The sequence below is a fragment of the Pseudarthrobacter sp. LMD1-1-1.1 genome, from assembly GCF_040676255.1.
Taxonomy (GTDB): domain Bacteria; phylum Actinomycetota; class Actinomycetes; order Actinomycetales; family Micrococcaceae; genus Arthrobacter.
Genome location: NZ_JBEGHP010000022.1, coordinates 443062 through 457854 on the forward strand (window position 1 = coordinate 443062; position 14793 = coordinate 457854).

Genomic DNA, 14793 nt, shown 5'->3' on the forward strand with positions numbered 1-14793 from the left:
GCCGACCGCGTACCGCTGGGCCCGACGCCCGCGCCGGCGGTGGTGGCCGCAGGCCTTAGGTCGGGTCCTCGCCGCGGGAAAGCCGGTCCCAGCTGTCAATCTCGTCCACCGGTCCCGCCGCTGCAGCGGTACCCGCGGCACCGGGCGCGTCATATTTGGTGCGCGTCTTCCAGTAGCGGGACGCCGGCAGGATCAGGAGGGCTGCCAGCGCCAGGAGGCAGCCGGCGACGACGGCGAGGACCGGAAAGGGGGTGAGCTCCACGTGCGCCTGGCTGCCGGAGATACCGGTGGCGCCTGCAATAGTTCCCTGCGCGGCCGAGAGCGGGTCCGCCAGGACCGTTGCCGCGGCGGTGACCACGCCGGCTGAGGCCAGGACGATGATGGCGGTGATGACCCACCGTGCGATCCTGCCGGCGATGGCAGCTGCCAGTCCCCCGGCAAGGGCCACCAGGGCCAGGGCCGTGACGGTGGTGGCGGCCTTGCTGCCCTGCACCTGGATGGCACTTTGGGTGGCGGCAGCCTGGCCCACCTGGTTGGGGTCCAGGGTGGCAGTCATCCAGGTCTGGGTGGTGGTGCCGAAGGCGGCCAGCGCGAGGAGGGCGATCAGCATCACCAGCGTCGACTTGCGTGCCCACACCGGCGTGCTGCGGTTCTTCCGCGCCTTCCCTGCCTTGCCCGCAGTTACTCCAGAATCCGGCATCAGGAATCCGTCCCGCCGGGCAGGGATTCCGCCGAAATGTTGTGCAGCGATCCGGCGGTGTGGACTGCGCGCAGCGGGGCGGCAGCCTTGTTGACGGTTTCCATGGCCTCGGTGGGGTTCACCGAGTCCGCCACGATCCCGCCGCCGGCCTGGACGTAGGCGCGCCCCTCCCGGAGCAGCGCGGACCTGATGGCGATGGCCATGTCCATGTCCCCGGCGAAGTCGAGGTAGCCCACCACGCCGCCGTAGATGCCGCGGCGGTGCGGTTCCAGTTCATCCAGGAGGCGCAGCGCCCTGGGCTTGGGGGCTCCGGAGAGCGTGCCGGCCGGGAACGTGGCCTTCAGGACGTCGTAAGCCTTGGCCTGCGGGGCGAGCTTGCCCACCACGGTGGATACCAGGTGCATGATGTGGCTGAAGCGCTCCACCTCCATGAACTGGGTGACATCCACCGTGCCGGCAACGCAGACCTTGGAGAGGTCGTTGCGGGACAGGTCCACCAGCATCAGGTGCTCGGCGCGTTCCTTCTGGTCCGCCAGCAGTTCCTCGGCCAGGGCCTTGTCCGCTTCGACCGTCTTGCCGCGGGGGCGGGAACCGGCGATGGGGTGGGTGATGACTTCCTCGCCCGTGACCGTCACCAGCGCTTCCGGGGAGGACCCGACGATGGAGTATTCGCGGCCCTCGGCGTCTTCGAGGCTGAAGATATACATGTACGGGCTGGGGTTGGTGTTACGGAGCACGCGGTAGACGTCCAAGGCGGATGCCTTGCACTCCATCTCGAAGCGGCGCGAGATCACCACCTGGAAGACTTCGCCGTCGACAATGGCTTCCTTGCCACGGTCCAGGGCCGCCAGGTATTCGGCTTCATCCCAGCGTTCCTGGACGCTCGAGGCGAAGTCCAGGGCAGCAGGTGCCAGCACGGACACAGGCTGCACCACGGGGGCGCTGATCCTGGCCAGGAGTTCCTTGACCCGGGCCACGGCATCGTGCCAGGCCTCATCGACGCGCTCGGAGCTGTTATCGAAGTTGATGGCGTTGGCGATCAACAGGACCGTGCCGTCCACGTTGTCGTGCACCGCCATGTCCGTGACCAGGTTCAGGGCCATCTCGGGCAGGTGCAGATCGTCCTCCGGCGGACTGACCAGACGCTCCCAGTGCCGGACGGTTTCCCAGCCGAGGAAGCCCACCAGGCCGGAGGTGAACGGCGGCAGTCCCTCGAAGCGGTCCGTGCGCAGGGCGTCGATGGTGTCGCGGATGGCGTCCACCGGACTGCCGCTGACCGGCACCCCGGCGGGCGGCTCGCCCAGCCAGTGCGCCTGGCCGTCCTTGGTGGTGAGCGTGGCGCGGGACCTGGCACCGATGAAGGAGTAGCGTGACCAGGCTCCGCCCACGGCAGCCGATTCCATGAGGAAGGTGCCGGGCTGCCCCTGGGCCAGCTTCCGGTACAGGCCGATGGGGGTTTCGGCGTCGGCGAGGACCTTGAGCCGGACGGGAATGACCCGGCTGTGGCCGGCGAGTTCCCGGAACTCCTCAAGGCTTGGGCTGATGGTTCCGAGGTCCTGCATGGCTGTGCTTGTCCGCCTGTTCTTCAAAAAGGGCCGGCGTCGCCGGCACCTTGGTTGTGCTTTGCTGGGATGGCCGCCGCCGGGTGGAAACGCCGGCCGGGCTGCGGCTGCCGCCTACCCTGCCTGGCCGGCCACCACGTCGAGGTCCCTGCCGTCGAAGCAGGTCCGGGTGCCGGTGTGGCAGGCAGCGCCCACCTGGTCGACGCGCACCAGCAGTGCGTCGCCGTCGCAGTCCATGGCCACGGATTTGACCCACTGGACGTGCCCCGAGGTGTCCCCCTTGCGCCAGTACTCCTGGCGGGAGCGGGAGTAGAACGTCACGCGGCCGGTGGTCATGGTGCGGTGGAGGGCTTCGTCGTCCATCCAGCCAAGCATGAGCACTTCGTTCGTGTCGTACTGCTGCACCACAGCGGCCACCAGGCCTGCACCGTCGCGCTTGAGCGCGGCGGCCACCTCCTCGGGAAGCGGGCTTGCCGGCGGGACGGATTCAACGGACGGCGCCGGCACGGACTGCACGGGCGCGGACACGGCGGATCCTGCGGTTTGGACGGGGGTTGGCTGCTCAGACATCGGGTCAAGTCTAGTGCCTTCCCCGGGCCGGTCTCCTGTTGTGAACAACGGCACGCCACCGGCCGCCGCAGTGCTGCCCATCTCCACACCACTCGTGCTAGTTTCACAAGTGATGCATTTCGTCGAACCGTCCCGAGAAGTCCTGGCCGAAACCCTGCTTGCGGCCGGCCCTGATGCGCCCACGCTGTGCAAGGGCTGGCGTACCAGGGACCTTGCCGCGCACCTTTACCTGCGCGAGCGGAAGGCCGCCGTCGGGCTCGGTTTGATCATCAAGCGCCTGGCCAAGGCCTCGGACCAGGCCACCGCAAAGCTGGCCGCCAGGCTCACCACCAACGAGGACTACGCCCGGCTGGTGAACACCTTCCGCGCCGGGCCGCCGGCCCTCTCCCCGATGAGCATCCGGGCGCTGGACGAAAGCGCCAACCTGATCGAGTACTTCGTGCACACGGAGGACGTCCGGCGCGCCGTGGACCGGTGGGCGCCCCGGGCACTGGACGAGGCTTACTCGGACGCGCTCTGGGACGAACTGGTCAAACGCGCCGCCATCCTCTACCGCGGCGTGGACCTTGGCATTGTCCTGGTCCGCCCGTCCGGGCCGAGGCACGTGGCCAAGCGTGCGCCTGTTTCGGTGGCCATCGTCGGCGAGCCGGGCGAACTGCTGATGCACGCCCACGGCCGCACCCGCCACGCCCTGGTTACGTTCGAAGGCCAGCCGGACGCCGTCGCCCTCCTCCAGTCAGCCGAAGTAGGGCTCTGACTTCCCAACTAAGTAGCGCTAAGTGCCGTTATGAGGGCTCATAACGGCACTTAGCGCTACTTAGTTGGGTGGGCAGACAGGTCAGCGGACCTCGAAACCCGCTTCGCGGATGGCGTCCTTGACCTGGGACATCATGTTGTCCGGCCCCCAGTGGAAGATTGACGCAGCCAGGACGGCGTCCGCGCCGGCCGCGACGGCGGGCGGGAAGTGCGCCGGCTCACCGGCACCGCCGGAGGCGATGATGGGGACCCTGACGGCGGCCCGGACCAGCTTGATGAGTTCGAGGTCGAAGCCGTCCTTGGTGCCGTCGGCATCGATGGAGTTCAGCAGGATCTCCCCGACGCCACGGTCGGCTGCTTCCCGGGCCCATTCGATGGCGTCGATCCCGGTGCCGGTGCGGCCGCCGTGGGTGGTCACTTCGAAGCCCGACGGCGTGGGCTGGGATCCCGGGCGCGTCCGGCGGGCGTCGACGGACAGGACCAGCACCTGGGAACCGAAATGCCGGGTGATCTCGTCGATGACGTCCGGGCGCGCCACGGCCGCGGTGTTGATGGAGGCTTTGTCCGCGCCGTAGCGCAGGAGCTTGTCCACCTCGGCCACCCCACGGACGCCGCCGCCAACGGTGAGCGGGATGAAGACTTCCTCGGCGGTGCGCCGGACGACGTCGAACGTGGTCTCCCGGTTGCCGGACGACGCGGTGACGTCGAGGAAGGTCAGTTCGTCGGCGCCTGCGTTGTCGTAGCGGTGGGCGAGTTCCACGGGGTCGCCGGCATCGCGGAGGCCCTCGAAGTTGACGCCCTTGACGACGCGCCCGGCGTCGACATCAAGGCAGGGAATGACCCGTACTGCTACTGCCATGGGAACTCCTGGTATTCGGTGGTGCTGGGGAAGCCGGTGATCAGATGCGGCAGGCGTGGATGCTGCTGACCAGGATGGCGCGGGCGCCCAGGTCGTAGAGTTCATCCATGATCCGGTTGGTTTCCTTTTTGGGCACCATGGACCGGACGGCTACCCAGTCGGAGTCCCGCAGCGGGGAGACGGTGGGCGATTCGAGGCCGGGAGTCAGGCTGGCGGCCTTCTCCACGAGTTCCTTGCGGATGTCGTAGTCCATCAGGACGTACTGGCGCGCCACCAGGACGCCCTGGAGGCGGCGGATGAGGACCTCGATCTCCTTGGCCGTGCCGTTGGCGGCTCCGCCGGCGCCGGTGCGACGGATCAGGACGGCTTCGGATTTGAGGATGGGTTCGCCGAAAATTTCCATGCCGGCGGCCTTGAGGGTGTTGCCGGTTTCCACGACGTCGGCGATGGCGTCCGCAACGCCGAGCCGCACGGAGGATTCAACGGCGCCGTCGAGCCGGACCACCTTGGCATTGATGCCCCGTTCTGCCAGGTAGTTGCGCAGCAGTCCGTCGTAGCTGGTGGCAAGACGCTTGCCTTCGAGTTCGGCGGCGGAACTGAAATCGCCCACCGGGCCCGCAAAGCGGAACGTGGAGGCGGCGAAGCCCAGCGGAAGCAGTTCTTCCGCTTCCACCTCGGCGTCCAGCAGCAGGTCGCGGCCGGTGATGCCGACGTCGAGCGTTCCCCGGCCCACGTACACCGCGATGTCGCGGGGGCGGAGGAAGAAGAACTCAATGTCGTTGTCGGGATCAACCATGACCAGCTCGCGGCTGTCGCGCCGCTGGCGGTATCCGGCTTCGGAGAGCATGGCGGAGGCGGCTTCGGACAGGGAGCCCTTGTTGGGGACGGCTACTCGCAGCATGGGAAATTCTTTCTGGGTGGAAGGTCTGGGTTTTCAGGCAATGCAGGCCACAGGAGGCCGGCGGCAAAGCGCCGGCCGGTGGCTACAGATGCTTGTAGACGTCTTCCAGGGTCAGGCCTTTTGCGAGCATCAGAACCTGCAGGTGGTACAACAGCTGGGAGATTTCCTCGGCCGCAGCTTCATCGGATTCATATTCGGCAGCCATCCATACTTCGGCTGCTTCCTCAACGACTTTTTTGCCGATGCCGTGAACACCGGACTCCAATTCAGCGACGGTGCGGGAGCCTTCCGGGCGGGTGGCTGCCTTCTCGCTGAGCTCAGCGAACAGCGTCTCGAAATTCTTCACGCCCTCCAGCCTACTTGCTGCGGCCGTGGGGGCGCTTCCCGGGCGGTTGCATGACGGGCGCGATGTGAGGGAATACACACCGCGCCCGTGCAGCGGAGTGCCGCTTAGCTCCGGTACTGCTTGAGGACGACGGCGGTGGCCAGTGCCGCGGTGACGGCCTCGTGGCCCTTGTCTTCCTTGGAGCCGGGCAGGCCGGCGCGGTCCAGGCCCTGCTGTTCGTTGTCGCAGGTGAGCACGCCGAAGCCCACCGGCACGCCGGTGGAGACGCTGACGTCGGTGAGGCCCGACGTCGCGGCCTGGCAGACGTAGTCGAAGTGCGGCGTGCCGCCGCGGATCACGACGCCGAGGGCCACCACGGCGTCAAAGTGCGGTGCCAGCCGCGCGGCGGCAACGGGAAGTTCGAAGCTGCCCGGAACCCGGAGCACGGTGGGCTCGGCGATCCCGGCATCCTTGGCGGCGCGGAGTGCACCGTCCAGGAGGCCATCCATGATCTGCGTGTGCCAGCTGGCTGCAATGATGGCCAGCTTCAGCTGCGAGGTTTCAGCCGGGTTGAGGGTGCTGAGGTCGATGTCGGGGGCGCCGTGTCCGCTCATGGGTTTCCTGTGTTCCGTTCGTTCGTGAAGACGTCAGTCTTGTTCGTGGTCGTAGGGGGTTTCGGGGGCCGTCACAGGCACGGGAGCCACCTGGGTGTCCAGCAGCAGCCGGTGTTCCATGCGGTCCTTCTTGGTGCGCAGGTACCGGATGTTCTGTTCGCGGGAGGGCACCTCCGTGGGAACCATTTCCACCACCGTCACCCCGGCCTTGGCCAGCCTGTTCTGCTTGTCCGGGTTGTTGCTCAGCAGCCGTACTTCATGCAGGCCCATCTCCGCGAGGATCTGCGCCGCGGCCTTGTAGCAGCGGGCATCAACGGGAAGGCCCAGCTGCTCGTTGGCTTCAACGGTGTCAAAGCCCGCTTCCTGCAGCGCATAGGCCTTGATCTTGTTGGCCAGGCCGATGCCGCGGCCTTCCTGGCCGCGGAGATAGAGCAGGGTTCCGCCGTTGTCCCGGATCAGCTCCAGCGCGAAGGCGAGCTGTTCCCCGCAGTCGCACCGGTAGGAACCAAAAACATCCCCGGTGAGGCACTCGGAATGCAGCCGGACAAGGGGAGCTTTTCCGTCGGTGGGAGCATTGGGGGAACTGACAGCCAGATGCTCCACGCCTGTCACGAGGTCCGTCCACGCCTGCGCCACGAAGTCGCCAAAGGCGGTGGGCAGTTGCACCACGGGCCCTCCGCTGACGGGATGGGGCGCGTCACCGGACACCGCGTGGGGCTTCCGGTGACCGTTGTGCTGGCTGTCGTCGCTGGCTGCCGCTGCCGTCATCGTTTCTCCTTTTCTTCACCCGGAACCGCCCGGGCATCCTCATCCGGGGCGCCCCCGGCCCCGGCTTCAAGATACGCCACCAGGTCCTCGATGGAGATGAGGGGGCACCCATGTTCAGCTGCGAACGAACGGAGCCCGTCCAGGCGCATCATTTCGCCGTCGTCGTACACCACTTCCGCGATCACCCCGACGGGCTCAAGGCCCGCCAGGCGGCACAGGTCCACCGCGGCCTCGGTGTGGCCCTGGCGTTCCCGCACACCTCCGTCAACTGCACGGAGCGGGAAAATATGCCCCGGCCGGGTCACGGATGCCGGACCGGCCTGCGGGTCCGCCAGAATGCGCGCGGTCAGGGCGCGGTCCGTTGCGGAGATTCCCGTGCTGACACCGACGGCCGCGTCGCAGGAGACGGTGTAGGCAGTGCCCTTCGCGTCCTCGTTGACAGCGGTCATGGGTGGCAGTGCCAGTGCGTCCGCGCGGTCCCCGGTCAGCGGCACGCAGATCACGCCCGAGCTGTACCGGATGGTCCAGCCCATCAGCGCGGGCGTGGCGTGCTGGGCGGCGAAGATGATGTCGCCTTCGTTTTCGCGGTCCTCGTTGTCGACCACCAGCACCGGACGCCCGGCGGCCATGGCGCGCACGGCATCCGCGATGGGGTCCAGTCCCCGGGCGGGCGCCGACGATGCCCGGCCGGTCACCGGGTCACCGGATGCCGGGGTGCCGGTCACGGGGTCATGGGCCACGGCGGGTTCCAGGCGTACTGCTGCGTTCACAGTGCACCTCCCGCAATGGCAGCTTCGCCGCTGCCAGCCGGTGCGGCGGCGCTGCTGAAGGCAAGGAGCCGTTCGGTGTATTTGGCCAGGACGTCGACTTCAAGGTTTACCCGGCTGCCGGTGGTCTTGGTGCCCAGGCCGGTTTCGGCGAGGGTGGTGGGGATCAGGCCCACTTCGAACCAGGGTTCCTGCTCTGCGGCCGGGCTGACCGCCGTCACGGTGAGGGAGACGCCGTCGATGGCGATGGAGCCTTTCTCGGCGATGTAGCGGGCCAGGTTGGCGGGGACGCCGAAGCGCAGCCGCTCCCAGTTGCCCTGCGGTTCCCGTTCGAGCAGGATGCCCACGCCGTCCACGTGGCCTTGCACCACGTGGCCGTCCAGGCGGCCGCCTGCGGGAACACAACGCTCCAGGTTGACGGAGTCCCCTGCAGTGAGCTCGCCGATGGTGCTCCGGACCAGGGTCTCCCCCATGACGTCGACGCTGAAGTCCTTGCCGTCAATCGCTGTTGCCGTGAGGCAGACCCCGTTGACGGCGATGGAGCCCCCAAGTGCCAGGCCCTCGGTGGAGGCGGGCGCGTGCAGCCGGACGGTGGCGCTGGTGGTGCCGTCGCGCTCGACGGACAGCACCTGCCCCTGCTCGGCAATAATTCCGGTAAACATCAGTAGCCTCCCTGGGCTGGCTCCGCGGCTGTGCGGGTTGGTGGGTGGTCAAGTGCAACGTGCCGTTGCGGTCTGAGGTGGAGTCTGAGGTCCCGGCCCAGCGTCCGGACCGCGCCGCCGTCGGACGCGTCCCATTCCCACTGCTGGGCGTCGGGAAGGCTGGTGATGCCCAGCCCGTTCAGTGCGGGGGTGCCCGACCCCAGCAGGGTGGGCGCCAGGTAAACGATCAGTTCGTCAACCAGGCCTGCCGCCAGGAAGCAGCTGAGGATGCTGGACCCGCCCTCCACCATGACGTGCCGGATGCCGGACGAGTACAGCATGGACAGGGCTTCGCGCGGGTCGCGGGTGGGAAGGTGGACGGCAAGGCCATCGTCGCCGTGGATTGCGGCGCCCTCCGGAATGTCGCGGAGACCCATGACGGCGCGGACCGGCTGCTTGGGCGCGGGGTTGCCGGCGGCGTCCCGGGCGGTCAGCCGGGGGTTGTCCACCATCACGGTCTGGGTGCCCACCAGGATGGCGTCGATGCGGCTGCGGATCCCGTGGTTGTCAGCCAGGGACTCCGGGCTGGAGATCCACTGGCTGGTGCCGTCTTCGGCAGCGATGCGGGCGTCCAGGGTCTGCGCGATGTGCAAGGTGACGAACGGGCGCTTGGCAGCCACCGCCTCGAACCACTGGCGGTTCAGGTCCAGCGCCTCGTCGGCACCCAGGCCGCTGCGGACCCTGACGCCGGCTGCGCGCAGTGTTGCCGCGCCCCCGGCAGCGGGATCGTGGGGGTCGTCCACGGCGTAGACCACATCGGTGATCCCGGCCGCGATGATCGCTTCCGTGCACGGTCCGGTGCGGCCCACGTGGTTGCAGGGTTCCAGCGTGACCACCATGGTGCAGCCGGACAGGTCCAGTCCGACGGCGGCGGCCTGGGCAATCGCGTCGGCTTCGGCGTGTGCGGTGCCGGCGCCGCGGTGGTAGCCGGCAACGAGCTGCTTGCCGTCAGCGCCTACGACGACGGCGCCCACCAGGGGATTCGCGCCGCGGGGGCCTTTCAGCGCTGCCTGGAGGGCCTGCTCCATGGCGGCGGTTTCGGCTGCGCTGAAGGCGGTGACCACCCCGGCGGCGGGCTGAAGCTTTACGGCGCCCGTCATGCGGCTGCCGTTGCGGAGGTGTGGCCTGCCTTTGAAGCGGCAGGGCTTGCGGCGTTTAAGAGCCATCGCTGGGGGTTCATTCGTGTGTCGTTCCTTCCCTGTCGAACCGCGATGGCTCCGGGGATACGACAGCAGAACGCTGCGGAGCCAAAAGGCTGCGCAGATACAGCTGTACGTGCTTCTCTCATCCAGACTTTAACTGTCGGTACCGGAATTCCACCGGTTCAACCGTTTGCCGGAGCCCTCCTGGGAGAACAACGGCGCGCGGGTCGCGGACTGTCACCGCCGGTTCGGACTTACACCGACCCCGGAGCACGTATGTGTGTTGTTATTGTGCCACAACCGGGATGGGCTCCCGGTTATTCCGTCGCCGCGCGTAATGTCCGGCTGCCCTTGGCGCGCAGCAGGTCGATGGCAGCCGAGGGATCGTCGGCACCGTAGACGGCGGAACCGGCCACAAAGATGTTCGCCCCGGCCTGGGCGGCCCGGGCAATGGTCTCTTCCGTGATGCCACCGTCAACCTGGATGGCCACCTCCAGCCCGGAGCCTTCCACGGCCGCGCGGGCCCTGCGGATCTTGGGCAGGGTGATGTCCAGGAACGCCTGGCCGCCGAAGCCCGGCTCCACCGTCATGATGAGCAGCATGTCGAGTTCCGGCAGCATGTCAAGGTATGGCTCCACCGGGGTTGCCGGGCGCAGGGCCATGCCCGCTTTGGATCCCCTGCTGCGCAGTTCCCGTGCCAGCTTGATGGGCGCAATGGAAGCTTCGGCGTGGAACGTCACGGAGGCCAGGCCGGCGTCCGCGAAACCAGGCGCCCAGCGGTCCGGGTCGGCGATCATCAGGTGGGCGTCAAGCGGTACGGGGCTGACGGCCTGGATCCGCTGCACGACGGGCAACCCGATGGTCAGGTTGGGCACGAAGTGGTTGTCCATGACGTCAACGTGCACGGCGTCGGCATTGCTGATCCGCTGTAGTTCGGCCTCAAGGTTCACGAAGTCGGCGGAGAGGATGCTCGGATTGATGCAGCATTGCGTCACGGGGGTGCCTTTCAAGGTGCGTGGTGGAAAACCCAGGCGTTCTGCCCGGTCAGGCCTTCTTCTTTATCAGGGCCAGGAACATCGCGTCGGTGTGGTGGATATGGGGCCAGAGCTGCGCCGTCGACTCGTGGCCGGCGCCCAGGTTCCCGGTCAGGCTGACCGCGTCCAGGGCCGCACCGGCATTGAGGAGTTCCAGGTCAGGGCGCTTGCGCAGGATGTCTTCCACGACGGCTGTTGTCTCGGCGGGATGCGGTGAACAGGTCACGTAGGCCACCACTCCCCCTGGCCGGACGGCAGCCAGGGCCGAGGCCAGCAGTTCGCGCTGCAGCGGCCCGAGATCCGCAATGTCCTTGGGCGAGCGCCGCCACCGGGACTCCGGCCTGCGGCGCAATGCTCCCAGGCCCGTGCAGGGAACGTCCACCAGGACACGGTCATACCGCCCGGGCTGCTCACCGCCCACTTCACGGCCGTCGCCGGTGCGGACCTGCCAGCTGTCGTGTGGAACGGCGGACAGGGCCTGGCTGACCAGCTTGGCCCGGTGCGGCGCGGGCTCGTTCGCGAGAAGGGTGGCGCCCCGCTGGTGTGCCAGCGCACCAAGGAGCGCTGCCTTCCCGCCGGGACCGGCACAGAGATCAAGCCATGCTTCAGCGTCATCGGCCGTGGGTGCACTTCCGGCGCCGCCCGCTCCCCCGGGAGCACCGAGGTCCACCGAGGCCAGGGCCCTGGCCACCAGTTGGGAACCGACGTCCTGCACCCTGGTGGTACCGGCGCGGACGGAGGCCAGGCGGCCCAGGTCTCCACCGCTGGAGAGGGCCGAGCCTTCGACCAGTTCCCCGGGGGTGGCGCCGTTTTCCAGCGCTTCGTCCAGGCTGCCCAGGCCGGGCAGGGCTACGAGGTTAACCACAGGTGCGTCGTTGTCCGCTTCCAGCAGTTCGTCGATCTCTGCTGCGGAACGGCCGTGGGCTACGAGGGACTGGCGCATGGCCCGGACGATCCACTCAGGGTGGGCGTACCTCACCGCGGCTACCTTCGTAGCGTCGGTTTCGCCTTCCACCAGCAGGTCCAGCCATTCCTCCAGTCTCCGGGCTGCGACTTTGCGAAGGACGGCGTTGATCAACGTCGACGGTCCGGCGCCGATCACGGCGCGGGCCAGCCCCACGGTCTGGTCCAGTGCAGCGTGGGCGGGGACCCGCATGGCAAGCAGTTGGTGGGCACCGATGCGGAGGGCATCGAGGATGGCCGGGTCAAGCTGCGCCAGGGGCCGGTCCACGCACCGCGCCAGGATGGCGTCATAGGTTCCCTGGCCGCGGAGGGCCCCATAGCTCAGCTCGGTGGCGAATCCGGCGTCCCGCTTGTCCAGGTGGTGGTGCCGGATCCGTGCGGGCAGGACCAGGTTGGCGTAGGCATCCTCCGCCGCCACGGCGCGGAGCACCTCGAAGGCCACCAGGCGGGCGGGATCTGCACGCCTGGTGCGCTGGGACGGCGCCTGGTCGGTGAAGCTCCGTTGCGGCCCGCGGTTGCGTTCCCGCCCCTTGGCGTTCCGCCGGCTGGCGTCCCGGGGACCGCCGTTGCCACGGCCGCCGCCGGAAGGTCCGCTGCTGCCGCCCTGCCCGCCTTTCCCGGCGCCGCTGCGTCCCCCGGCACTTCCCCGTCCGCCCGTATTGCCTTCGGACCCGGTCATTCGAACACCACGCTCTCCAGTGAAGCCAAACCGCGCGCCCAGTCGGCGGCGGCCATCATCTTTTTCCCGGCGGGCTGGATCCGGGTAAGTTCCACCGCGTGCGAACCTGTCCCCACCAGCACGGCCTTGTCCCGCAGTGCCACGGATCCCGGGGCAAGCCCGGAAACATCCGGCCGCAGCCGCACCGGCTCAAGTTTGACCCGCTGCCCGTCCAGCACGGTCCACGCACCGGGCTCGGGGGTGACACCGCGCGCCTGCCTGCTGATGGCCAGGGCCGGATGCGCCCAGCTCAGGTGGCCATCCTCCAGGGTCAGCTTCGGCGCCAGCGTGACATCGCCGGCCTGTGGCTGCGGCGCTGCTTTTCCGGCATCGATGGCAGAAAGCGTCTGGGCCAGCAGGACCGCGCCGCTGTGGGACAGCCGTTCCAGGAGGTCACCCGCGGTGTCCTGGGGCTTGACGGACTCCGTCAGGGTGCCGAAGACAGGCCCGGTGTCCAGGCCTTCCTCAAGCTGGAACGTCACTGCGCCGGTGACGTCGTCCCCGGCCATGATGGACCGCTGGACCGGCGCCGCCCCGCGCCAGGCGGGCAGCAGGGAGAAGTGCAGGTTGACCCAGCCGTGCCGCGGAATGCCCAGGGCATCGCGGGGAACCAGTCCGCCATAGGCGACGATGGCCGCGACGTCCGGCTGCACCGCGCTGATGCTGGCTATGGCCTCGGCATCGACGCGTGCGGCACGGATGACCTCGATGCCCAGTTCCGCGGCCCGCTGGGCAACGGGCGACGGCGTCAGCACCCGTTTCCGGCCCAGCGGCGCGTCGGGCCGGGTCAGGACGGCAACGACGTTGAAGCCGGCGTTGACCAGCGCGTCCAGGGAGGGAACTGCGACGGCGGGTGTCCCCGCGAAGAGGACCCTCACCCGGCTGCGCCGAAGCTGGAGCCGGGGGTGCTGGTTCCGCCAAAGCTGGCCCCGCCGAAGCTTGACCCCACACTCTTGGCGCGTTTGGCTGTGGTCCGTCCGGCGACGGCGTCGTAATTGGCGTTGCGGATGGACCTCAGCGCCGCCTTCCGGTCCTCGCCCTCGAGGCGGTCCGTGTAAAGGATGCCGTCCAGGTGGTCGTTTTCGTGCTGGAAGCAGCGCGCCAGCATCCCCTCGCCGTCAATGGTGACCGGGTTGCCGTGCATGTCAACGCCGGTGACACGGGTGGCGCGGAAACGGCGGACCGGGAAGCCCAGGCCCGGGATGGACAGGCAGCCCTCCACGTGGTCCGGCTGGTAGTCCTCGCTGTTCTCCAGGACAGGATTGATGATGTGGCCCTCGACGCCGTCGATCCGGTAGGTGAAAATGCGCTTGCTGACGCCGATCTGGGGAGCGGCAAGGCCGGCTCCTTCCACGTCCTCCATGGTCTCGGTCATGTCGGCGACCAGTTTGGCAAGGTCGGGTCCGAATTCCGTCACGGGATCGGCAACTGTGCGCAGCACAGGATCGCCGATGATGCGGATATTCAGAATAGCCATGCGCTGGGTGTCCTCACGGTTGGCGGGAAAGTGAACCTGTCCAGTTTAGGTGCAGTCTCTTCACGTGCACCGTCGCCTTAGGCAGTACGGGCCAGGGGCGGGGGTGCGATGGGCAGCAGCGCAGTGCCCGCGCCGATGGTGTCCGCGGAAAGTTCCCAGACGCGGCGCAGGGCGCAGAACTTCCACCAGTGGTGCTTGAGGACCTCAGGGTTGGCCCGGACGGGGCGGACCTCCGTTTCGCCGATGGCAACCGCCAACAGGACCGGGTCCTCACCGTACTTCCAAGGCTCCCAGGTCCCCGCCTCCGGATCCACGAGGCTTTCTTCCGCCTTCATGCCGGCAACCAGCTGCATCACCACCTTGTCATCCAGGGGCTTGACCTGACCGTCCCGGGTTGTGCCCTTGGTCTTGTAGTCGATCAGGCAGATGCGTCCGTTGATCCTGGCCACGAGGTCAAGGGTTCCGGCGTATCCCACCGAGTTGTTCCAGACCGTGATTTCCGGGGCGATGGGCTCCACGCGGAAGAGTTCCCACCATTCGTCGAAGCGCACGGCGAAAGCCTCCTCCCCGTTGGCGGCCAGGGCGTCGCGGGCTTCCTTCATGGAATGGGGGCGTCCGAGCGCCCGGAGGGCCACCTGCTCGCAGTAGTTATGTACGCGGTCCCCACGCCTGGCGGCGTCGTCCCGGTACGTTTCGGCCGCCTTTGCCGCACGGTTGATGGCCTGCTTGATTTTGGCCGGGCTCCCCAGGCAGTCGGAGAGCAGCGGATCGTTGGCCAGGCTGCTCGCACCCATATAGCCGAACCAGCCATCGAGGCCGTGCGGCTGCTGGCTGATCACCGTGGTGATGGAAGGAACCGAGAACTGCTCAGACGTTGACCGTGCGTACATCCGGCCGTATTCGGTGGCGTGGGCAAGAAGCGGATCAGTCATACAA

The 14793-nt window shown here is 68.1% G+C and carries 17 protein-coding genes and 1 riboswitch; of the genes, 1 reads left to right on the forward strand and 16 read right to left on the reverse strand.

The features are described from left to right. Positions 1-55: 55 nt before the first annotated feature. The 3 genes from MRBLMD1_RS12570 to hisI all read right to left on the reverse strand — a co-directional run bounded on the left by MRBLMD1_RS12570 (position 56) and on the right by hisI (position 2832). A complete protein-coding gene (locus tag MRBLMD1_RS12570; RefSeq protein ID WP_364400069.1) occupies positions 56-700 on the reverse strand; it encodes a Trp biosynthesis-associated membrane protein in 645 nt (214 codons plus the stop codon). Next, a complete protein-coding gene (locus MRBLMD1_RS12575; protein WP_224025741.1) occupies positions 700-2262 on the reverse strand; it encodes an anthranilate synthase component I in 1563 nt (520 codons plus the stop codon). Before MRBLMD1_RS12575 ends, MRBLMD1_RS12570 begins: the two co-directional genes overlap by 1 nt. 114 nt (positions 2263-2376) lie before the next feature. Next, a complete protein-coding gene (hisI, locus tag MRBLMD1_RS12580; protein ID WP_364400073.1) occupies positions 2377-2832 on the reverse strand; it encodes a phosphoribosyl-AMP cyclohydrolase in 456 nt (151 codons plus the stop codon). Between the two features lie 112 nt (positions 2833-2944). Here hisI and MRBLMD1_RS12585 point away from each other — a divergent pair, with 112 nt between their 5' ends. Next, positions 2945-3589: a TIGR03085 family metal-binding protein gene (locus tag MRBLMD1_RS12585; protein WP_364400076.1), complete on the forward strand. Its 645-nt coding sequence runs from the start codon at positions 2945-2947 to the stop codon at positions 3587-3589. 81 nt (positions 3590-3670) lie between these two features. On the opposite strand, the gene hisF is transcribed toward MRBLMD1_RS12585, so the two are convergent. The 13 genes from hisF to MRBLMD1_RS12650 form a co-directional block, all read right to left on the reverse strand. Beyond that, complete coding sequence (gene hisF, locus MRBLMD1_RS12590) at positions 3671-4447, reverse strand: imidazole glycerol phosphate synthase subunit HisF (protein ID WP_141160745.1); 777 nt, start codon at positions 4445-4447, stop codon at positions 3671-3673. Positions 4448-4487: 40 nt separating this feature from the next. Beyond that, the gene (gene hisG, locus MRBLMD1_RS12595; protein ID WP_159632138.1) at positions 4488-5348 is read right to left on the reverse strand and encodes an ATP phosphoribosyltransferase; all 861 of its coding nucleotides are present in this window, start codon (positions 5346-5348) and stop codon (positions 4488-4490) included. 82 nt (positions 5349-5430) lie between these two features. Then, positions 5431-5694 carry a phosphoribosyl-ATP diphosphatase gene (locus tag MRBLMD1_RS12600; RefSeq protein ID WP_009358176.1) on the reverse strand — a complete coding sequence of 88 codons (264 nt, stop codon included), beginning with the start codon at positions 5692-5694 and terminating at the stop codon, positions 5431-5433. Positions 5695-5798: 104 nt separating this feature from the next. After that, the gene (ribH, locus tag MRBLMD1_RS12605; RefSeq protein ID WP_018770776.1) at positions 5799-6287 is read right to left on the reverse strand and encodes a 6,7-dimethyl-8-ribityllumazine synthase; all 489 of its coding nucleotides are present in this window, start codon (positions 6285-6287) and stop codon (positions 5799-5801) included. A 33-nt stretch (positions 6288-6320) separates the two neighbouring features. Then, positions 6321-7055 (reverse strand): GTP cyclohydrolase II, encoded by a 735-nt coding sequence (ribA, locus tag MRBLMD1_RS12610; protein ID WP_307489539.1) that lies wholly within the window; start codon positions 7053-7055, stop codon positions 6321-6323. Next, positions 7052-7825: a 3,4-dihydroxy-2-butanone-4-phosphate synthase gene (gene ribB / locus MRBLMD1_RS12615; protein WP_414703688.1), complete on the reverse strand. Its 774-nt coding sequence runs from the start codon at positions 7823-7825 to the stop codon at positions 7052-7054. Before ribB ends, ribA begins: the two co-directional genes overlap by 4 nt. Next, positions 7822-8484 (reverse strand): riboflavin synthase, encoded by a 663-nt coding sequence (locus tag MRBLMD1_RS12620; RefSeq protein WP_307489541.1) that lies wholly within the window; start codon positions 8482-8484, stop codon positions 7822-7824. The genes ribB and MRBLMD1_RS12620 overlap by 4 nt, the downstream gene beginning before the upstream one ends. Next, positions 8484-9623, reverse strand: a complete 1140-nt coding sequence (ribD, locus tag MRBLMD1_RS12625) for a bifunctional diaminohydroxyphosphoribosylaminopyrimidine deaminase/5-amino-6-(5-phosphoribosylamino)uracil reductase RibD (protein ID WP_364400438.1) — start codon at positions 9621-9623, stop codon at positions 8484-8486. The genes MRBLMD1_RS12620 and ribD overlap by 1 nt, the downstream gene beginning before the upstream one ends. A 171-nt stretch (positions 9624-9794) precedes the next feature. Beyond that, positions 9795-9943: riboswitch (FMN riboswitch) on the reverse strand. A 39-nt stretch (positions 9944-9982) separates the two neighbouring features. Next, the gene (gene rpe, locus MRBLMD1_RS12630; protein ID WP_364400084.1) at positions 9983-10660 is read right to left on the reverse strand and encodes a ribulose-phosphate 3-epimerase; all 678 of its coding nucleotides are present in this window, start codon (positions 10658-10660) and stop codon (positions 9983-9985) included. 49 nt (positions 10661-10709) lie between these two features. Continuing rightward, a complete protein-coding gene (locus MRBLMD1_RS12635; RefSeq protein WP_364400087.1) occupies positions 10710-12341 on the reverse strand; it encodes an RsmB/NOP family class I SAM-dependent RNA methyltransferase in 1632 nt (543 codons plus the stop codon). Then, positions 12338-13258 (reverse strand): methionyl-tRNA formyltransferase, encoded by a 921-nt coding sequence (fmt, locus tag MRBLMD1_RS12640; protein WP_364400090.1) that lies wholly within the window; start codon positions 13256-13258, stop codon positions 12338-12340. Before fmt ends, MRBLMD1_RS12635 begins: the two co-directional genes overlap by 4 nt. After that, positions 13255-13857, reverse strand: coding sequence for a peptide deformylase (gene def / locus MRBLMD1_RS12645; RefSeq protein ID WP_307489545.1), 603 nt, complete (start codon positions 13855-13857; stop codon positions 13255-13257). Before def ends, fmt begins: the two co-directional genes overlap by 4 nt. A gap of 77 nt (positions 13858-13934) precedes the next feature. Continuing rightward, positions 13935-14789 carry a cytochrome gene (locus MRBLMD1_RS12650; RefSeq protein ID WP_159632145.1) on the reverse strand — a complete coding sequence of 285 codons (855 nt, stop codon included), beginning with the start codon at positions 14787-14789 and terminating at the stop codon, positions 13935-13937. Positions 14790-14793 lie beyond the last annotated feature (4 nt).